Genomic DNA, 21,455 nt, shown 5'->3' on the forward strand with positions numbered 1-21,455 from the left:
AATTTCCCAAATCGGTTAGTTGAAAAGTGTTCCCTTCAAATTGCTATTGAAAGGAACGCTCAATTTATTATTTTTTCAACAAATAATACAATTCATTCCATTTTAATTGATTTTCAAGATTGTTCAGTGTTGTCTTTTCATCGATGCACACAAATTCAACACCTGCTATACGAGCAAAATCTTCTAAATATTCAGGAGTTAAACTTAAACTATAAGCTGTATGGTGCGCTCCTCCCGCAATAATCCAAGCACTACAACCCACTTTCATATCCGGCAGAGGTTTCCATAGTACACGGGCTACTGGAAGATTTGGTAAAGGTTCGTTCACTTCCACACCTTCCACTTTATTAACAATTAAACGGAAGCGTGTGCCCATATCTACCAAAGAAGCGTTCAATGCACAACCGCTTAGACCGTTAAAAACAAGCCGTGCAGGAGCTGCTTTACCACCTATGCCTAATGGATGGACCTCAATACGTGGTTTATCAGCTGCTAAAGCTGGATCTACTTCTAACATATGAGAACCTAAAACCATTTCATTTTGGGGATCAAAATTATAGGTATAATCTTCCATGAATGCTGTTGTTCCCGTTAACCCCGCTCCCATTACCTTGCAAGCACGAACCAAAGCCGGAGTCTTCCAATCTCCTTCACCAGCAAAACCATAACCCTCTGCCATCAGTCGTTGTACCGATAGGCCAGGCAACTGTACCATACCATGTAAATCTTCGAAAGTATCCGTAAAACCTTTAAAATTTCCACGTTCCAAAAATTTACGTAAGCCAATCTCGATTTTGGCAGCTTCAATCAAATTATCATGGAATTCAGCTCCAACTCTGACATTATCGGCTAAATCATAAGTTTCCTCATATACGTTCAATAAAGCCGCTATTTCTTCAGAAGTACTTGCATTGATGACTTCTACCAAGTCACCAATGGGATAGGTGTTCACAGAAAAACCAAATTGAGATTCAGCTTCTACTTTATCTCCATCCGTAACAGCTACATACCGCATATTATCCCCAAATCGAGCATATTTAGCTCCCTGCCAATCGTGCCAACCAGCAGCAGCACGTGACCAAACACTAATACGTTCCAAAACCTCTTCGTCCTGCCAATACCCGGTAACAACCTTTCTACCGATATTTAAACGGGTCACGATATGTCCAAATTCACGATCACCATGAGCACTTTGATTTAGATTCATAAAATCCATATCGATACTGCTCCATGGAATGTCTCTATTATATTGTGTATGCAAATGCAATAATGGTTTTTGCAAAGCTTTTAATCCTCTGATCCACATTTTTGCTGGCGAGAAAGTATGCATCCAAGTAATGATACCAATACAATTTTTTTCCTGATTCGCAGCAACTAAAGTTTCATAAATTTCATCCGTATTCTTAACGATTGGCTTATAAATAATTTGTACAGGGATTACTTCATGTGAAGATAAATAATGGGCAATTTCTTCAGCATGAACTGCAACTTTTCGAAGTGTCTCTTCGCCATAGAGATCCTGACTACCGACAACAAACCAAACCTCAAGCTCTTTTAAATTGATATTCATATTTTCAGTCTATTTACAATTGTTTTTATATATTATTTTTTACTGTCCGTAATAGGCATTACGGCCATGTTTTCTTTCATAGTGTTTTTTCACTAATGCATCTTTAAGTTTTGGAGCACCAGGATTAATCTGTTCTGTGAGAAAAGCCATTTTTGCCACTTGCTCTAGAAACTGCGCTATTGTACACTGATTTTAGTCCCGTTTTCCCCCATGCAAAAGGAGCATGATTGCCTACTAGCATCATTTCCACTTCTTTATAATCAAGATTATGGTTCTTAAAATGGTCTAAAATCTGAATTCCGGTTTCATATTCATAATTTCCAGCTATTCTATCATCCTCCATTGGCGGAGCACAAGGAATATCGGTAGTCAAATGATCCGCATGAGTAGTCCCAAAAATTGGAATATCACGTTGACTTTGTGCCCAAGCAGTTGCATAGGTCGAATGTGTATGGGTAATACCACCGATTCCATCCCAATGTTTATAAAGAACCGCATGCGTTTTCGTATCAGAAGATGGTCGTAGGTTTCCTTCAATAATACGACCATCAAAATCCACTATGACCATATCATTTGGTGATAATTCTTCATAAGGAACGCCACTAGGTTTAATGGCGAATACGCTTTTGTCACGATCCGAAACAGAAACATTTCCAAAGGTAAAAAGCACCAAACCTAATTTTGGTAGTTGCATATTACAGTGATAAGCTTCTTCTTTAATTGAACTGTACATGTTATATTAAAAATTAAATAGAAAATGTTGAATAAGAAACGTTATAATCTAGTATCGATAAACCCACCCAATTTCTTGTAACGATTGTACCGGGCGGCATAAATATTTGCCATTTCTACTTGTGGAAAATAGGTTTTCTCAAAACCTTGGCCCATTGCAGTCATTGCATCTTCTACACGTGTATAAATCCCTGCGACCGTAGCTGCGAACATCGCCGCGCCAATAGCACAAGTCTGCTCGCTTTTATGTATTCGAATGGGCATGTTGATGACATCCGCCATCATCTGCATTATAAAAGGAGATTTTTTTGCTACTCCTCCCAGACCAATCAAGCCCTTCACAGGGATTCCCTGTTCCTCAAAACGCTCGACAATACTTTTAGCACCGAAACAAGTAGCCTCTACAATAGCTCGAAATATACGAGGAGCATCAGACCCTAGGTCAAGTCCTTGAATAGCTCCTTTTAATGTTTGATCTGCATCAGGAGTACGTCGTCCATTGAACCAATCAATCGCTAATTCCGAAGTTAAAGTCACAGGAATTTTTGAAGCCTCCAAACTCAAATTTTCAAGCAGCCTTTCGGCTAATAAAGCTTTTATCCTGTCTAGATCAACATCAGATATACCTACCACCTCCTTGAGTAAATTTTGAGTAGGCCAAAGTAATACCTGTTTAAACCATGCATAAGAATCACCAAAAGCAGACTGCCCAGCCTCCATACCAATCATACCCGGTATTATCGAACCTTCAACCTGTCCACATATTCCTTTTACCAACTTGTCACGAACCTCTTCAGGAGGAGCGACAAGCATATCACAGGTAGAAGTACCCATAACCTTACTTAAATAATAAGGTTCAATCTGACCTCCCACTGCACCCATATGACAATCAAACGCACCAATCCCAACCTGAACATCTGTACTGAGCCCCAATCTTGCAGCCCACTCCGATGAAAGGTAGCCGGCTGACTGATCTGCCGTATAGGTTTCCGTAAACAATCGCTCAGTAATTCCATCTAGTAAAGGATCGATAGCATTGAAGAATGAGTTGGGAGGAAGCCCTCCGAATTCTTCGGCCCATAATGATTTATGTCCAGCCGAACAAACACTCCGTTTTATTTCATCAGCTTTTTCTCCTCCAGTAAGCAAGAAAGGGATATAATCACAATGTTCTACCCAAGTGTATAAGGCATCCCTTACTTTTTTATCATCCCTTAATACATGAAGGAGCTTTGCCCAAAACCACTCAGATGAATATATTCCACCTACATACTTTAAATAATCAATAGCACTTTCCTTCGCATGGTCATTTATCTCTTTTGCTTCTCGAACAGCAGTATGATCTTTCCACAAAACAAACATGGCATTTGGATTATCAGCAAACTCATCCAACAAAGCTAGTGGTACACCATCCTTATTGACAGCAATTGGAGTTGATCCAGTCGTATCGATTGATATCGCTTTTACGGAAGAACTATCAATATTTCCAGATTTACTTAAACATTCCTTTATTGTATAGGCTAGTCCTTCTATATAATCGAGAGGATGTTGACGAAACTGACTCAATGTGCTGTCACAAAAATGCCCCTGTTTCCATCGCGGATAATAAAAAACTGAAGAAGCTATTTCATCCCCATTGCTAGCATCAACTAACACCGAGCGAACAGAATCACTGCCATAATCTACGCCGATGACATAAGATTTATTCATGATATATTTTGAATTTGGTTTATAATTTTATAATTGAATACAATCAAGTATATTACTTCAATATCAGTACGCAGGTTTATAATTAATGTCAAATTAACATTTAATTATTAAATATGAAACTTTTTTTTCATATTTAACAAAATGATGTAAAGACAAACAGTTTGTAAAGAGGAAAATACAACTGAAATGAGAGGATTAAAATGTGATATTTATAATAAATTATGCTGTGTATAGCAAACCTGATGCTTTTATAAAGCTGTAATAGATTATAATTTAGAAGTAGTTACAAGAATTGAAAAATGACATTTTTAGTTTTAAAAATTTATATGGATGGAATTTTATAAAAATGACCAAGGAATATTATTAGCAGTGGATTGTATAATATTCGGATTTACAGGCGAATCATTAGAAGTTCTACTCATCAAAAGAGATTTTGAACCAGAACGTAATAAATGGAGTCTCATGGGTGGTTTTGTGCAAACCAATGAAAGTCCTGAAGGAGCCGCCAGCAGAGTATTAAAACAACTAACTGGATTAGAGAATGTTTATATGGAACAGAGTAATGTCTTCGGCGAACCTAATCGAGAAAAAACCAATCGAGTTGTTAGTATAAGTTATTTTGCCTTAATTGATAAAAATCAATATACACATATATTAAACGATGCTTATGAAGCGCATTGGTTTCCACTCCGAGATCATCCAGATTTAATCTTTGATCATAATCAGATGATCAGTGCAGCGCAAAATAGACTTAGGATGAAGGCCGCATTATATCCTATCCTTTTTGAATTACTACCCGAAAAATTCACAATTCCACAAATTGCTGCGCTATACGAAGCAGTCTATAATATGGAATTGGATAAAAGAAATTTTAGCAGAAAACTCCTATCATCGGGATTAATTATCAAATTAAAAGAAAAAGATAAAGAGAATTCAAAAAAAGGAGCTTATTATTTCAAAATAAACACCGAAATCTACAAAGAAAAGATAATGTCTTTCTTACGCTATTTACCAAGTTGGTCAATAGATAATTAAAGATTTCCAAAAACTAACCTCCTATAAAAACCTTCATTATAAAAGCGCACACGATGAAGCTTTTTTAATGAAGGATATAGGGTGAAAAAAGTAGAAAACGACTTCATTTCTCCCTAATATACCCCAGAGAAATATCCATTTTATAAATAAATTTCAACTTTAAAAGCTAAAATCTTAACTTTTTAGTATATATTAGAAGCAATCATTATTTTTGTAAAAAATTTGTAACGTTTATTCATATATGCATATTTTAAAATCACTAGTTATAACCGTATCGCTTTTATGTGCGCAACAGCATTTCACTTTAGCTCAAACACCAGTCACTCAAGGAGCAACAACGAATGTAAATAAATTTAGTGCAGAAGGTCTACGTAAAGGTACTCTTGCAAATCAGTTTGACCATTTGAATTACATTTCAAAAAACAACTATGATTACAAGATGGTACGCAAAACGAATCTTGATATCATCAAAAAAAATGTAGTTGATTCGGTCAGCAAACTTCAAAAAGAAATCAACACATTAAAATCAGCATCGTCAAACTACGGTTCCACAACAAAGGGCTTACAGGATAGTGTCCAAATATTACAAGATCAACTAGCCCAAGAACAAGAAAAAGTAGATAGCTTTTCTTTCTTAGGTATCAGCACGAGTAAATCAACCTACAATACGATAGTTTGGTTAATCATTGCGGGACTTCTGATCAGTACAGTTACTTTCTTATTCTCTTTTCGCAAAGCAAAAGTGAATACCGATGAATATCAAAAAACTGCAGATCAGGCGCAAGAAGAGTTAGCCCTATTCCGTAAAAAAGCACTTGAAAAAGAACAAGCACTGAAACGTCAGCTACAAGATGAACTTAATAAGAGATCTTAATGATTTCCTTTTAATAAAAGAGGGGCAATTACAACATGTAGTTGCCCCTCTTTTATTAAATTATACGTAAATCAGGAAGCCTAATCACACAAATAACGGTGAAATTAATTCAAATACTAAGCTTTATGCGCTATAAAGGATAGGATTTATTTGTTTTTTTATAAGAATTGCTGATTACTTCTCCCCTATCCCTCAATTTTATTAATCTTCACCAACAGGAAGAAAAAAACTAGTAATAAGGCCATTAAGAAGCATGAAGCCATTATATTAGCTATAAATTATTTTTTCACAAGATCCAATAGAATTAGAATGAATAACAAATTGACATTTTTAAATAAAAAAGAATTTAATTGAAATTTCTATTTGTTTTTCAGCGACAATAACCTTATTTTTGCTGACCAAAAAGAGGCGGTTAATATTGCCTTTATAAAATTGATTAATAAATATTTAGTCCCTATAATATGCCCAATATTGGTAAAATAGCGCAGATTATCGGCCCAGTGGTTGACGTCAACTTCGCCGACAATGAAAATCTACCTAAAATTTACGATGCCTTGATTATCGAAAGAGAAAATGGTCAGCGTGTCGTTTTAGAGGTTCAACAACACTTAGGTGAGGAACGTGTTCGTACAATTTCTATGGATGCAACCGAAGGTTTGGTTCGTGGAATGAAGGTTGTAGACACAGGTGCTCAAATCAAGATGCCTATTGGTGAAGAAATTAAAGGTCGTGTATTCAACGTAGTGGGTGATGCCATTGACGGAATCAAAAATTTAGATAAAACTAATGGTCGTTCGATTCATAATGTTCCACCTAAATTTGAAGATTTATCGACTGAAACTGAAGTACTTTTCACAGGTATTAAAGTAATCGATTTATTAGAGCCATACTCTAAAGGTGGTAAAATTGGTTTATTTGGTGGTGCCGGTGTAGGTAAAACTGTATTAATCCAAGAATTAATCAACAATATCGCAAAAGGTCACGGTGGTTTATCCGTATTTGCTGGTGTTGGTGAGCGTACACGTGAGGGTAATGACTTATTGCGTGAGATGTTGGAATCAGGTATTATCAAATATGGTGATCACTTCATGGAAGAGATGGAGAAAGGTCAATGGCCATTAGATGCTATTGATACTGAATTAATGAAAGAATCAAAATGTACTTTCGTATTCGGTCAAATGAATGAGCCTCCAGGTGCACGTGCTCGTGTTGCTTTATCTGGCTTAACTATCGCTGAGTATTTCCGTGATGGTGAAGGTGACGGACAAGGTAAGGACGTATTATTCTTTATTGACAATATCTTCCGTTTTACACAAGCAGGTTCTGAAGTATCCGCGCTATTAGGTCGTATGCCTTCAGCAGTAGGTTACCAACCAACATTAGCAACGGAGATGGGTTTAATGCAAGAACGTATTACATCTACTAAGAATGGATCAATTACTTCAGTACAAGCGGTATATGTACCTGCCGATGATTTAACTGACCCTGCTCCAGCGACAACTTTCGCCCACTTAGATGCAACAACAGTATTATCTCGTAAAATCGCTGAGTTAGGTATTTATCCTGCAGTAGATCCATTAGATTCAACTTCTCGTATTTTAAGTCCTGCAATTTTAGGTAACGAACACTACGATACAGCACAACGTGTTAAAGAAATCTTACAACGTTATAAAGAGTTACAAGATATCATCGCAATCTTAGGTATGGATGAATTATCTGAAGAAGATAAATTAACAGTACAACGCGCACGTCGTGTTCAACGTTTCTTATCTCAACCTTTCCACGTTGCTGAGCAATTTACAGGTTTAAAAGGTGTATTAGTAGACATCAAAGATACAATCAAAGGATTCAATATGATTCTTGAAGGTGAAGTTGATGAATATCCTGAAGCAGCTTTCAACTTAGTAGGTAACATCGAAGAAGCAATCGAAAAAGGTAAGAAATTATTAGCTGAAGCAGTTTAAATTAGTTGTTAGTATTTAGTAGCTAGTATTTAGATCTCAAAAACTTAATATGAGGGTTTTAGATGCTAATCGATAGCAAAAGTCTAAATACGTCATACTAAATACGGTGTAAAGTCTAAGTACTTAATACGAACTACTAAATACTATTATATAAAATGAAATTATCTATTATCACTCCAGACAAAATAGTATTTGAAGGTGATGCAACTGCAGTAACTGTTCCAGGTACTTCAGGATCTTTTCAAATTTTGAAAGATCACGCTGCAATCATTTCTACTTTGGAAGACGGAAAAGTAATTATTCAGCAAGGTAAAGACGAGCAAACCTTAAACATCAAAGGTGGTGTGGTAGAAGCTAAAAATAATGTCGTTACCATTTTAGCCGAAGGAATTATTGAAGCATAATCATCTTTTGATGATAGTAAAAGCCTCTTATTAATAATAAGAGGCTTTTCTTTTAGCACAAAAAATCGTACAATTTTGAACAAAGCTAAAAAAGATATAAATTACAAAGTCAGCATCTCCCCATATAGATGATACCCTCCGAGTTATCAACAGCATATACCCGATGTTGATAACATATCCAAATCAGCTTATCTCAGAGTATCAATTATACAGTACTTCTTAAGTTTTTCAGAGCTTACTAACAATATGTTAATAAGAACACCTAACTCAGGAAATACCTGCTCCAAAATTTAACAGCACTATATCCCAAATCCTAATTACAGACTTTTTTTCAACAGATGTATAGAACATGTTGAAAAAGAAAACTCCATCAATAAAGCCAGCACAAGTAAATTAGGAGCCATCCATTTTCCATCTCCCTTATACCTTAAGTTTTCAACAGCAGTATCCAATACCCCTAATCTTATTCAGAGATATATCCTCCGTAGTAAATAAAAGCCATAATAATAGGCTACGCTAATACTCTTACCCGAAAGTTATAAGTCAAACTCTCAAAAAACCAAATGTTATCCACAAAATGTTGATAAAACCAACCCATCCATAATTTCAGCTTACTGTCGAAATAGGATTTATAACAACGATAAGTATAACAGACTGTAAGCAATAATAAAATTAAAATTTCACCTTCAATTTTCGGACAATATTGCAGCACAATCATGTAATTAAAAAGAAGAAAAAATCAGGCACATAAAAACAAAAAATCATCACATTATCATTTTTTAAGAAGAATTTTCGATAAAAACAGAAAAACTCATCCTCAACTCAAGTAGACCGATTTTAAATACGGTCTACTTACTTCATTTTAAAATATCAATATAATTGAATATATTAAAATATAATTTTGTAAAAAACAATATAACCAAATTATATACTAAATCAAAAAAGTTAGGTAAGGCTATTGCCAATTATTTTTATTCGGAGTAACTTAAAGAAATAATTTGAGCGGCACATTCTACCGCGAAAAATTACATTTACCCAGGGAAACAAAAGCAGTTTATTTTTTAATTTTTACTAACGGGGGTAGATACCAAGTTTATGAAATATTACGACGAGAACACATTAATTTACTTAGACGGATCATACGTGAAAGCTTTTGCTACAGGCCTCGACTTGTATACGCAAGCATTACACTATGGCTATGGAGCGTTTGAGGGTCTACGGGCATATAACACCCATAATGGACCTCGTATTTTCAAGGCACTAGAACATTTCGAACGTCTACAAAAATCATGTGAAGCGATTAACATTCCTTATGCATGGGACAATCGTGAGTTAATAGATCGTGCATACGAATTATTAGCGATAAACAATTTACGCTCCGCATATATCCGCCCATTGGTATTCTCTGGTTCAAACATGCATTTGACTTCAGCAACTGAAGCACGAATCATGATGGCAGCATGGGAATGGGGACCATATTTAGGTCAAAATTTGTTGAAGGTAGAGATTTCAGATATTCTGCGTCCAAGCTCAAAAGCCTTTCCAACTTCATCCAAAATATCGGGACAATATATCAACTCCATTTTAGCGAGCAGTAAAGCGATCCAAAATGGATTTGATGAAGCGCTATTATTAGATCAGGACGGTTTTGTAGCACAAGCTTCAAGTGAAAACTTGTTCATAGAAAAAGATTTCAAAATCTACACCCCGCCTATCCAGAATATTTTCCCTGGTATAACGCGAAAAAACGTAATTCTTATTTGTAAAAAACTAGGAATTGAATTAATTGAAAAACACTTAACTGTTCAAGAAATTCATGAAGCAGATTCTGCTTTTCTATCAGGAACAGCAGCGGAGATAATAGGAATAAAACAAGTCGATCATATTGTATATAAAGAAGATTGGGAGCATACAATAGGTGCTTCGATTCAAAGAAGATATAAAAATTTAGTATTAGAGAACGAGAACTATGAAGTCATCATCTGATAAGGAACAAATATTGAATAAATACAGCCGTATATTCACACAAGACGAAACACAACCTGCAGCAAAAGCGATGCTATATGGTATCGGTCTTACAGATGCGGATATGGAGAAAGCACAAGTGGGCATCGCAAGTATGGGCTACGATGGTAATACCTGCAACATGCATTTAAATGATTTAGCACAAATCGTTAAAAAAGGAGTTTGGGCAAACAACTTGGTTGGTTTAACATTCGGTACTATTGGTGTCAGCGATGGTATGAGCAACGGTACCGACGGTATGCGCTATTCTTTAGTCAGTAGAGATGTTATTGCCGATAGTATCGAAACCATTTGTGGTGGTCAATATTACGACGGTTTGATAGCTATTCCAGGATGTGACAAGAATATGCCCGGTGCTATTATCGCCATGGGCCGATTAGATCGTCCAGCGATTATGGTCTATGGTGGAACGATTGCACCAGGACATTATAAAGGCGAGGATTTAAATATCGTTTCCGCGTTTGAAGCTTTAGGACAAAAAATATGCGGAAATATTTCCGATGAAGATTACGATGGTGTAATCCGCAATACCTGCCCTGGTGCTGGTGCCTGTGGTGGAATGTATACCGCAAATACGATGGCTGCAGCTATCGAGGCTTTAGGAATGAGCTTGCCTTATTCATCATCTAATCCCGCCGTTTCAAAAGAGAAAAAAGAGGAATGCTTAGAAGCAGGTAAATACATCCATATCCTACTTGAAAAAGATATCAAACCATCAGATATCATGACTCGTAAAGCCTTTGAAAATGCTATTCGTGCGATCATTATCTTAGGTGGAAGTACCAATGCTGTGTTGCACTTTATCGCCATCGGTAAGTCTGTAGGTGTAGACATCACACAAGACGATTTCCAACGCATGTCTGATGAAACACCAGTATTGGCAGACTTTAAGCCATCTGGAAAATACTTAATGCAAGATTTACATCAGTACGGTGGTATCCCTGCTGTTTTGAAATATTTATTGAACGAAGGTTTGTTGCACGGCGAATGTTTAACTGTAACAGGAAAAACGTTGGCGGAGAATTTAGCTGATGTTAAATCAGTAATTGATTACGACCAGAAAATCATTCATACATTAGCCGACCCAATTAAAGCAAACGGTCACTTACAGATTTTGTATGGAAACTTAGCCGAAAAAGGATCCGTTGCTAAAATTTCAGGAAAAGAGGGAGAAAAATTTTCAGGTCCAGCTCGAGTATTCGACGGAGAGCATGATTTAATCGCTGGTATTTCTTCTGGTCGCGTAAAAAAAGGTGATGTAGTCGTTATTAAAAATGAAGGTCCTGTTGGAGCTCCAGGAATGCCTGAAATGTTAAAACCGACTGCGGCTATTATTGGTGCAGGATTAGGTAAATCAATTGCATTAATCACCGATGGAAGATTCTCTGGAGGAACGCATGGTTTTGTCGTGGGACACATTACCCCTGAAGCGTACAAAGGAGGCTTGATCGGATTGGTAGAAGATGAAGATATCATTGAAATCGATTCCGTCAACAACACACTAAACTTAAAAGTAGATGAAGCAATAATCGCTGCAAGACGTGCAAAATGGGTACAACCCGCACTAAAAGTAACGAAAGGTGTGCTTTACAAATACGCAAAAACTGTCTCCGACGCTTCTGATGGCTGTGTAACAGATCTATAAGAGCAAAAGACCGAATAATCAACAAAAACAAAAGAATTACAAATCGAATAAATTAAAAATAATGAGTACGCTGGAAAAAACTGAAAGTAAGGAATGTACAAAGCAACCTCAACCTATTAATCAATTAACAGGTTCGCAGGCGGTATTAGAAGCCTTATTGTGTGAAGGTGTTGATACTATATTTGGATATCCTGGAGGAGCAATCATGCCGATCTATGATGCATTATATGATTACAATGAAAAATTGACTCATATTTTGGTCCGTCACGAGCAAGGTGGTATCCATGCTGCACAGGGATATGCAAGAAACCTCTGGCCGTACCGGTGTTGTATTTGCAACTTCTGGTCCTGGAGCAACAAATTTGGTTACTGGTTTAGCTGATGCTATGATCGATAGTAACCCTATCGTCTGTGTCACCGGACAAGTGTTCGCAAGTTTATTGGGTACAGATGCCTTTCAAGAAACAGACGTTATTAATATTACAGCTCCTGTCACTAAATGGAGTTATCAAGTGACAGAGGCCTCAGAAATTCCTATTGCATTAGCAAAAGCATTTCATATCGCAAGTACTGGCCGTCCAGGCCCTGTACTTATCGATATTACCAAAAATGCACAAATGGAATTATTCGATTATTTAGGTTACGAAAAGTGTACGCACATTCGCTCTTATCGTCCATCTCCTATCGTAAGAAAAGAGTATGTACAGGAGGCTGCAGCTTTAATCAATAGTGCTCAAAAACCATTTATCTTATTTGGTCAGGGTATAATCTTAGGGAGAGCTGAACAAGAGTTTAAAGATTTCTTAGAAAAATCTGGTATTCCTGCCGCAGCAACAGTAATGGGACTGAGCGCACTTGAAACTGATCATCCACAACATGTGGGTATGTTGGGTATGCACGGTAATTACGCACCAAATGTCATGACCAACGAATGTGACGTTTTAATTGCTATCGGTATGCGTTTCGATGACCGTGTAACGGGCCGTCTTGACAAATATGCAAAACAAGCAAAGGTGATCCATTTGGATATTGACCCTGCTGAAATTGATAAAAATGTACAGACAACGGTTGCTGTTTGGGGGGATTGTAAAGAAACATTACCACAATTGACCGAATTGATCACTAAAAATGACCATACAGATTGGTTAGCGCAATTCAGAACGTTAGAAAAAGAAGAAATTAAAGAAGTCATCCAAGATGAACTCCATCCTACAGGCGATGTGCTAACGATGGGTGAAGTTATCCATTTATTAAACGAATTGACTGGTGGAGATGCCATCATCACAACAGATGTGGGTCAACATCAAATGGTAGCATGTCGTTATGCAAAATTCAATCAATCTAAATCCAATGTTACTTCAGGTGGTCTAGGTACCATGGGTTTCGGTCTTCCTGCAGCTATAGGAGCATGGTATGGCGCTCCACATCGCGATGTTATTGCAATTATCGGTGACGGTGGATTCCAAATGACCCTACAAGAACTGGGAACCATCATGCAATTTGGTGCTAAAGTGAAAATATTGATCCTGAACAATCAATTTCTAGGGATGGTACGCCAATGGCAGCAACTTTTTAATGATAGACGTTATTCTTTTGTGAATATCACCAGCCCAGATTTTGTTGCTTTAGCAAAATCGTACTATATAGACGGACAAAAAGTTTCAGAAAGAGATCATTTGAAAACGGCGTTAAAAACAATGTTAGATCACGATGGAGCTTACCTCCTAGAAGTAATGGTTGGCAAAGAAAACAATGTATTCCCGATGGTTGCCCAAGGAACAAGTGTTTCAGAAATTAGATTGAAGTAAAATGGAAAAACAAGAATATACAATCACGATATATACAGAAAATTCTATCGGCATGATCGGTAGAATATCAACAATATTCTCAAGAAGAAAAATCAATATCGAAAGCTTAAACACTTCGCCATCAGAAGTCGAAGGCATTCACCGTTTCACGATATTAATCACGGAAGTTGAAGAAGTTGTACGCAAATTGTGTCGTCAAATCGAAAAACAGGTAGAAGTACTCAAAGCATACTACAATACCAATGATGAAGTGATCTGGCAAGAACAGGCGTTATATAAAGTTCCTACAGATATCATTACCGAAAAAGTATACGTAGAGCGATTATTACGTCAATATGGCGCATCAGCAGTGGTGATCCGTAAAGATTATACGGTCTTTGAAACCGCTGGACACCGAGAAGAGATTGATAAGTTAACGGAAGAGTTAACCAAGTACAACTTAATCGAATTTGTACGTGGCGCACGTATAGCTATCATTAAAGAGAGCGCAGGATTTCATGCGAAATTAAAAGAATTTGAACGAAGAGAACCTTCTGAAGATGTCGTTGAAAACGAATACTTAGAAAAAGGAGATGGTGTTTTTACCATGTAAAAACGGTACTTCCTAACTTTGATTGATTACAATGAAATGTATCCAAACCATTCCCATATTCAGAATCTTCGATTATAACAAAGCGATAGAGTTTTATGTGGGTTGGTTGGGCTTCACTATAGATTGGGAGCATCAATTTGACAAACATGCGCCTATCTATATGCAAGTTTCATTTTCGGGAATGAGCTTACATTTAAGCGAGCATCATGGCGACGGAACACCGGGTACACATATACATGTAAATTGCACAGGTATCAAAGCATATCACAAAGCATTACTCGATAAACAGTATAAATACAACAAGCCAGGGTTAGAAAAGACAGGTTATAATACTTGGTGCGTGGAGGTAAATGACCCCTTTAACAATAAGATCTTTTTTAACGAAGAGATTTAGAAAACACAAAAATGACACAGCAAATATTTGAATTTATCATCAATAGCCGTAAAGGATTTTTACGTTTAATAGATGATTTGAGTTTAGAAGAATTAAATCAGATACCTGACGGATTCAATAATAATATCTTTTGGAATTTTGCACATATCGTTGTTTCTACGCAAACTTTGAGCTATGTTCGCACAGGCATCCGAGCAGATACTTCGGGAGTAAAGTACAATGAAGATTATAAAAAAGATACCAAACCAACACGCACTGTAACCCAGGAAGAAGTGGATGAATTTAAAACCTTGGCATTATCAACTATTGAACAGATTCAAAGTGATTATGACAAAGGTATATTCAACACCATTACACCCTATTCGACGGCAACATACGGTTCTGAGATGAACACCATCGAAGAAGTATTAATAGCGACACTTTCGCACGACAATTTACATTGGGGATATGCCCAAGCACAACGCAGAGTGATCAAAAACAATAAATAGAATAATCAACAAACCATCAATAAAGAAATTAACAACAACAATGGCAAATTATTTCAACACACTACCACTTAGAGATCAATTACATCAATTAGGTCAAGCAGATTTTATGGACAACAGTGAATTCGCTGACGGTGTAGATGCTTTAAAAGGTAAAAAAATCGTAATCGTAGGCTGTGGCGCACAAGGTTTAAACCAAGGTCTAAATTTAAGAGATAGTGGTTTAGATGTATCTTATGCATTACGTAAAGAAGCTATTGAGCAAAAAAGAGATTCTTGGAAAAATGCTACAGATAACAATTTTACAGTTGGAACTTATGAAGAATTAATTCCTACTGCAGATTTAGTGATCAACTTAACTCCAGATAAACAGCATACATCTGTTATCAATGCAGTAATGCCATTGATGAAAGAAGGAGCTACATTATCCTATTCTCACGGTTTCAATATCGTAGAAGAAGGAATGCAGATTCGTAAAGACATCACGGTAATCATGGTAGCGCCTAAATGTCCAGGATCTGAAGTACGTGCTGAATACGTTCGTGGTTTTGGTGTCCCTACCCTAATCGCTGTTCACCCAGAGAATGACCCTCAAGGTAAAGGCTGGGCTGAAGCAAAAGCATATTGCGTAGGTACAGGTGGTCACAGAGCTGGTGTATTGAAATCTTCGTTCGTAGCTGAAGTGAAATCTGATTTAATGGGTGAGCAAACCATCTTATGTGGTTTATTGCAAACAGGTTCTATTTTATCTTTCGATAAAATGGTTGAACAAGGAATCGACGCAGGTTACGCTTCTAAATTAGTACAATATGGTGTAGAAGTAATCACTGAGGCGTTAAAGCATGGTGGCGTAAGTGGTATGATGGATCGTTTAAGCAATCCTGCTAAAATCAAAGCTTTTGAATTATCAGAAGAATTGAAAGATATCATGCGTCCTTTATTCCAAAAACACCAAGATGATATCATCTCAGGCGAATTCAGCAAGACGATGATGGCAGACTGGGCTAATGGTGACGCTAATCTATTAAAATGGAGAGCCGAAACAGGTGAAACAGCATTTGAAAAAACACCTGCTGGTGATGTAAAAATTGCAGAACAAGAATATTTCGACAACTATACGCTGATGGTTGCTTTCATCAGAGCTGGTGTTGAATTGGCTTTCGAAACTATGGTTGAAGCTGGAATTAAACCAGAATCTGCCTACTACGAGTCATTACACGAAACTCCTTTGATCGCGAACACGATTGCACGTAAAAAATTATTCGAAATGAACCGTGTGATTTCTGATACGGCTGAATACGGTTGTTACTTATTTGATCAAGCTTGTAAACCTTTATTAGCTGATTTCATGAAAACTGTACAAACTGATTTAGTAGGAAAAAACTACAATGCAGGTAAAGATGGTTCAGTAGATAATGCACAATTAGTAGAGATCAATGACATTTTACGTAATCATGAAGTAGAAATTGTAGGTCGTAAATTACGTCAAGCAATGACTGCTATGAAAGCTATAAAAACTGTTTAAATTTTCGTAATTTAGACTACCAAAATTCCATTGTTTTTAGGAAATCCCTAAAACAATGGAATTTAATTGAAAAAATTAACATTAGAGAAGAAAATGTCAAAAACATTAGTAGAAAAAATTTGGGATGCGCATGTCGTTAAACGTGAAGAAGGATTTCCAGATATTATTTATATAGACACACACCTTATTCATGAGGTAACTTCACCGCAAGCTTTCGATGGTTTAAGAAAAAGAGGCTTACCGGTATTTCGTCCAAACCAGACTGTCGCAACAGCGGATCATAATGTTCCCACTCTAAATCAACACCTTCCCATAAAAGAGGAATTATCGCGTTACCAAGTCGATATGTTGACTAAAAACTGTGCTGAATTTGGCATCAATTTATATGGCCTAGGTCACCCCTACCAAGGTATTGTGCATGTTATTGGTCCAGAATTAGGGATTACCTTACCTGGTAAAACAATGGTCTGCGGAGATAGCCATACCTCTACACATGGCGCGTTTGGTGCGATTGCTTTTGGAATAGGTACTTCTCAAGTGGAACAAGTTTTTGCAACACAATGCTTATTGCAACAAAAACCAAAAACGATGAAAATCGAAGTAAATGGTGATTTGCAAAAAGGTGTAGGAGCAAAAGATATTATCTTATACATCATTGCAAAAATCTCTGCAGCAGGTGGTACAGGCTATTTTATTGAATATGCTGGTTCTGCAATCCGTGCATTAAGTATGGAAGCAAGAATGACCATTTGTAATATGAGTATTGAAATGGGGGCTCGTGGGGGCTTAATTGCTCCTGATCAGACTACTTTCGATTATGTAAAAGGCCGTGAATTTGCACCAAAAGGAGAAGAGTGGGATACAGCATTAGCGTATTGGAAAACACTATATTCTGATGATGATGCACAATTTGACGCGGTTCTAGAATTTGATGCTGCAGACATCGCACCGATGATCACTTACGGAACCAATCCAGGAATGGGAATGGGTATCACCGAACATGTTCCTGCAACACAAGCACAACCAGAATCAGAACAACCATCTTACCAAAAAGCACTGAATTACATGGGCTTTACTGATGATGCTCCAATCTTAGGAAAACCAGTAGACTATGTGTTTATCGGAAGTTGTACCAACTCCCGTATAGAAGATTTACGTGAAGTAGCTGCCTTTGTACAAGGAAAACAAAAAGCAGAACAAGTAGAAGTATGGATCGTACCGGGTTCAAAACAAGTAGAAAAACAAGCCATCGAAGAAGGTTTAGATAAAATTTTTGAATCTGCAGGTTTCCAATTACGCGAGCCAGGCTGTTCAGCTTGTTTAGGAATGAATGAAGATAAGATTCCTGCAGGTAAATACTGTGTTTCCACATCAAATAGAAACTTTGAAGGCCGTCAAGGCCCCAATGCCCGTACGATGCTCGTGTCACCTTTAACAGCTGCTGCAGCCGCCGTAACAGGTGTCATTACTGATGTTAGAGAGTTGATATAATCTAAATGCTAATAATAGCTGTTCTTTAATACATTTAAAAATGTGCCAAATTTGTCAGACAGTAGTAGTCACCGAAAATAAAGTAATCGATAGAGAAGCACAAAATGCTTCTACAATCTTTAACCAAAGAACTTTGGACCAGGATTATCATACGCTGAAATCTGCTCTAAAACCCGGATTAAGAGTTTTGGACATCGGATGTGGAACAGGCGCCATCACAAAAGATATTGCCGCGATCGTCGGTCCTTCTGGTTTCTGTCGTTGGAATTGATAATACGGGAACCTTTATTACGGAAGGAAAAAGTCTATTTGCTCATATACCCAATCTAGAATTGATCCATTGCGATCTACTAGATTTTGAAAATCTGGAGAAATTTGATCTAATTGTATCAGCAAGAACGTTCCAATGGATTTCAACATTAGATAAAGCAATTGATAAATTGAAAACGTTATTAAAACCCAATGGGCAAGTATCGATATTAGATTATAATCATGAAGCGATAGATTGGAATCCTAAAATACCAAGGAGCATGGAACATTTTTATCACATGTTCTTAATGTGGAGAAATGATGCAGGTATGAATAATAGAATTGGCTATGATCTGGAAGACATCTTTGAAGAGCACGGTTTTGGTCAGATAGAAGTTTTTAATGCCGACGAACATTATGAGCATAGCAATCCATTGCACCTAGACAAACTAAAAATATGGTCCAAGGTAGCCAACTCTACACAAATGGTAGATGAAGGATATGTCAGTGATCAAGAACGTTTAGATGCCATTAAAGATTATAACGATTGGGCAGATGAGTCGGCTATCAGTATGACAATGAAACTAAGAGAAGTTAGGGCAGTTTTAAACACAAATATTTAGCAATCACCATTAAACAGAGTGAAACGAGCTTAATAATACAATTAAAAGCTAACACTCATAAATAATGAATTGGATGAAACCATCATGAGCTTAAAGTGACTCACAAATAGAGATTAGTACGCTTCTCATGATAGCTTCATCACCATTAAGTAACAAACCGAGTGAAATGAGTTCATTTATAGAATTAAGAACATACACTCGTAAATAATTATTTGGATGAAAAAATTTGAAACAATAACAACAACGGTAGTTCCTTTACCGATTGAAAATATAGATACCGATCAGATTATTCCTGCTCGTTTTTTGAAAGCGACTACACGAGAAGGATTTGGTGACAACTTATTCCGTGACTGGCGCTTTGATAGCAACAATCAGCCTAAAGCTGATTTTGTAATGAACGATGCTACCTACAAAGGAAAAGTCCTTGTGGCAGGTAAAAATTTTGGTTGCGGTTCTAGTCGTGAACATGCTGCTTGGGCTATCCAAGATTATGGGTTTGATGTCGTTATCAGTAGTTTTTTCGCAGATATTTTCAAAGGAAATGCTTTGAACAATGGCGTATTACCTATTCAGGTAACAGAAGAGTTCCTAGAAACTATCTTTGATACGGTATTCAAAAATCCAAACACGGAGATTATTGTTGACCTCGAAAACCAAACAGTCACCTTGTCTGAAACCGGTGCTCAACAAGCTTTTGAAATCAACCCTTACAAAAAATCATGCCTCATTAACGGTTATGATGATATTGATTTCATCCTAGACAACAAAGCTGCAATTGAAACTTTCGAACAAACGAGATAATGATAGAACCTGTCGTCCATATTGCCAATTTAACTGTCCAGCACCAATATCATGTGGTGTTGCAGGACTTGAATTGGCAAATTGAACCTGGACAACACTGGTTGATAGGTGGAAGAAGCGGTACTGGAAAAACTACTTTAGCACAAGCAATTGCAGGTCATATTCCGTACAACGGGCTTCTTAATGTCAACTTTGACAATAACTCTCCTCTTCCAGCAGAAATTTTTTATGTCCCAAATTGGTATCAATTCACCAATTTAGAAGGTGATAAAAATTTCTATTACCAACAACGGTATAACAAGCACCAAGCGAATGATACCTTAACAGTACAGGCAGAATTCATGCATTTTGCAAAAGAAAAACATTTGCAATTTGATGCTATAAAACCCTACCTCGAAACTTTTGGTTTTGAAGATGTCCAAACGGCACAGCTCATCGAGTTATCGAGTGGAGAACATAAAAAACTGCAATTGTTAAAGGCGCTATGGTTGAAACCTCAGGTATTGATTATTGATCAACCCTATACAGGTCTTGATCGACAATCTCGCCAAGAACTCAACCAAGCATTTGATGATCTTGCATTAGCAGGAGTTACTTTAATATTGATCAGTAACGATCAAACAACACCTACCTGTATCCGTCATTTTGCTGAAATACAACAAGGAAAATTAAAAGTAGTCTCTTCACAAGCTGAATTTTCAAGAGAAAAAGAACGTGCAAGAAAAGTACTTCCCCATTTTTTACAAAAAGCCCCTCAGATTTCTTCGGAAACGATGGTTAAAATGTCTCAAGTTGATGTCAAATATGGAGAAAAAGAAGTCCTAAAAGATATCAGTTGGGAAGTGAAGGCAGGAGAAAAGTGGTTATTACAAGGCCATAATGGCTCTGGTAAGTCTACCCTATTGAGTTTAATCAATGGAGACCATCCCCAGGCATATGCCAATGATATCATCCTCTTTGGAAAACAAAGAGGATCTGGAGAAAGTATTTGGGACATCAAATCGCACTTGGGCATTATTTCTCCCGAGATGCACTGGTACTTCGATCCAACAGCTAAAGTCTGGCAAAGTGTCGCTTCAGGATTTTTTGATTCCGTTGGATTATTTCGCAATTTAAGCTTTGAAAAACAACAATTACTAAATCAGGTATTGGACTTTTTTGATTTAAAAGAAGATAAAAACAAACTACTCAACACCCTTCCCTTAGGGAAACAACGTCTTGCATTATTAGCACGGACAGTGATTAAGAATCCAGAATTATTGATTTTGGACGAACCTTGCCAGGGTCTTGACTACGAACAAACACAACATTTCAATGCAGTAGTAGATGAACTGTGTACCTATGGAAAAACATTAATTTATGTAGGTCATTTTGAAACACAACTCCCAACTTGCCTTGAAAAGAAAATTATATTAGAAAAGGGAATGGTTAAATCCATTGAAGATATTTTACAATACGCATAACATGAAACCATCAAGAGCGCTCTACTCACAAACTGAAGTAAAAATGCTCATGATAGCTTCATCAC

The 21,455-nt window shown here is 36.9% G+C and carries 18 protein-coding genes and 1 pseudogene; 16 read left to right on the forward strand and 3 right to left on the reverse strand.

Annotated features, from left to right (window positions below; genetic code table 11):
* Positions 1-67: 67 nt before the first annotated feature.
* The 3 genes from araA to ACFX5U_RS18870 all read right to left on the reverse strand — a co-directional run bounded on the left by araA (position 68) and on the right by ACFX5U_RS18870 (position 4,012).
* The gene (araA, locus tag ACFX5U_RS18860) at positions 68-1,570 is read right to left on the reverse strand and encodes an L-arabinose isomerase (RefSeq protein ID WP_280565445.1); all 1,503 of its coding nucleotides are present in this window, start codon (positions 1,568-1,570) and stop codon (positions 68-70) included.
* 124 nt (positions 1,571-1,694) lie between these two features.
* Positions 1,695-2,303, reverse strand: coding sequence for an L-ribulose-5-phosphate 4-epimerase AraD (gene araD / locus ACFX5U_RS18865; RefSeq protein ID WP_400261735.1), 609 nt, complete (start codon positions 2,301-2,303; stop codon positions 1,695-1,697).
* Between the two features lie 41 nt (positions 2,304-2,344).
* The gene (locus tag ACFX5U_RS18870) at positions 2,345-4,012 is read right to left on the reverse strand and encodes a ribulokinase (protein ID WP_400261736.1); all 1,668 of its coding nucleotides are present in this window, start codon (positions 4,010-4,012) and stop codon (positions 2,345-2,347) included.
* Positions 4,013-4,342: 330 nt separating this feature from the next.
* Here ACFX5U_RS18870 and ACFX5U_RS18875 point away from each other — a divergent pair, with 330 nt between their 5' ends.
* From ACFX5U_RS18875 to ACFX5U_RS18950, 16 genes and pseudogenes are all read left to right on the forward strand, one after another.
* The gene (locus ACFX5U_RS18875; protein WP_038701015.1) at positions 4,343-5,047 is read left to right on the forward strand and encodes an NrtR DNA-binding winged helix domain-containing protein; all 705 of its coding nucleotides are present in this window, start codon (positions 4,343-4,345) and stop codon (positions 5,045-5,047) included.
* Positions 5,048-5,288: 241 nt separating this feature from the next.
* Positions 5,289-5,921: a hypothetical protein gene (locus tag ACFX5U_RS18880; protein ID WP_038701017.1), complete on the forward strand. Its 633-nt coding sequence runs from the start codon at positions 5,289-5,291 to the stop codon at positions 5,919-5,921.
* A 461-nt stretch (positions 5,922-6,382) separates the two neighbouring features.
* Positions 6,383-7,885 (forward strand): F0F1 ATP synthase subunit beta, encoded by a 1,503-nt coding sequence (gene atpD, locus ACFX5U_RS18885; protein WP_038701019.1) that lies wholly within the window; start codon positions 6,383-6,385, stop codon positions 7,883-7,885.
* A gap of 155 nt (positions 7,886-8,040) precedes the next feature.
* Positions 8,041-8,289 (forward strand): ATP synthase F1 subunit epsilon, encoded by a 249-nt coding sequence (atpC, locus tag ACFX5U_RS18890; protein ID WP_038701021.1) that lies wholly within the window; start codon positions 8,041-8,043, stop codon positions 8,287-8,289.
* A gap of 1,095 nt (positions 8,290-9,384) precedes the next feature.
* Positions 9,385-10,275: a branched-chain-amino-acid transaminase gene (gene ilvE / locus ACFX5U_RS18895; protein ID WP_038701025.1), complete on the forward strand. Its 891-nt coding sequence runs from the start codon at positions 9,385-9,387 to the stop codon at positions 10,273-10,275.
* The gene (gene ilvD, locus ACFX5U_RS18900; protein WP_038701027.1) at positions 10,259-11,959 is read left to right on the forward strand and encodes a dihydroxy-acid dehydratase; all 1,701 of its coding nucleotides are present in this window, start codon (positions 10,259-10,261) and stop codon (positions 11,957-11,959) included. The genes ilvE and ilvD overlap by 17 nt, the downstream gene beginning before the upstream one ends.
* Before the next feature lie 61 nt (positions 11,960-12,020).
* Positions 12,021-13,767: pseudogene (gene ilvB / locus ACFX5U_RS18905) on the forward strand (biosynthetic-type acetolactate synthase large subunit).
* A 1-nt stretch (position 13,768) separates the two neighbouring features.
* Positions 13,769-14,359: an acetolactate synthase small subunit gene (gene ilvN / locus ACFX5U_RS18910; RefSeq protein WP_038701031.1), complete on the forward strand. Its 591-nt coding sequence runs from the start codon at positions 13,769-13,771 to the stop codon at positions 14,357-14,359.
* Between the two features lie 31 nt (positions 14,360-14,390).
* Complete coding sequence (locus ACFX5U_RS18915) at positions 14,391-14,753, forward strand: glyoxalase superfamily protein (RefSeq protein ID WP_038701033.1); 363 nt, start codon at positions 14,391-14,393, stop codon at positions 14,751-14,753.
* Positions 14,754-14,764: 11 nt separating this feature from the next.
* Positions 14,765-15,241, forward strand: a complete 477-nt coding sequence (locus ACFX5U_RS18920) for a DinB family protein (RefSeq protein WP_400261737.1) — start codon at positions 14,765-14,767, stop codon at positions 15,239-15,241.
* 40 nt (positions 15,242-15,281) lie between these two features.
* On the forward strand, positions 15,282-16,763 hold the full coding sequence (ilvC, locus tag ACFX5U_RS18925) for a ketol-acid reductoisomerase (RefSeq protein ID WP_280565435.1): 1,482 nt from the start codon (positions 15,282-15,284) through the stop codon (positions 16,761-16,763).
* Positions 16,764-16,856: 93 nt separating this feature from the next.
* Positions 16,857-18,254, forward strand: a complete 1,398-nt coding sequence (gene leuC / locus ACFX5U_RS18930) for a 3-isopropylmalate dehydratase large subunit (RefSeq protein WP_400263614.1) — start codon at positions 16,857-16,859, stop codon at positions 18,252-18,254.
* A 40-nt stretch (positions 18,255-18,294) separates the two neighbouring features.
* On the forward strand, positions 18,295-18,525 hold the full coding sequence (locus ACFX5U_RS18935; RefSeq protein WP_400261738.1) for a hypothetical protein: 231 nt from the start codon (positions 18,295-18,297) through the stop codon (positions 18,523-18,525).
* Positions 18,482-19,126, forward strand: coding sequence for a class I SAM-dependent methyltransferase (locus ACFX5U_RS18940; RefSeq protein WP_400261739.1), 645 nt, complete (start codon positions 18,482-18,484; stop codon positions 19,124-19,126). Before ACFX5U_RS18935 ends, ACFX5U_RS18940 begins: the two co-directional genes overlap by 44 nt.
* Positions 19,127-19,342: 216 nt before the next feature.
* The gene (leuD, locus tag ACFX5U_RS18945; RefSeq protein ID WP_038701041.1) at positions 19,343-19,927 is read left to right on the forward strand and encodes a 3-isopropylmalate dehydratase small subunit; all 585 of its coding nucleotides are present in this window, start codon (positions 19,343-19,345) and stop codon (positions 19,925-19,927) included.
* Positions 19,927-21,390: an ATP-binding cassette domain-containing protein gene (locus tag ACFX5U_RS18950; protein WP_400261740.1), complete on the forward strand. Its 1,464-nt coding sequence runs from the start codon at positions 19,927-19,929 to the stop codon at positions 21,388-21,390. Before leuD ends, ACFX5U_RS18950 begins: the two co-directional genes overlap by 1 nt.
* Positions 21,391-21,455 lie beyond the last annotated feature (65 nt).

It is taken from the genome of Sphingobacterium sp. SG20118 (assembly GCF_044740685.1).
GTDB lineage: Bacteria > Bacteroidota > Bacteroidia > Sphingobacteriales > Sphingobacteriaceae > Sphingobacterium.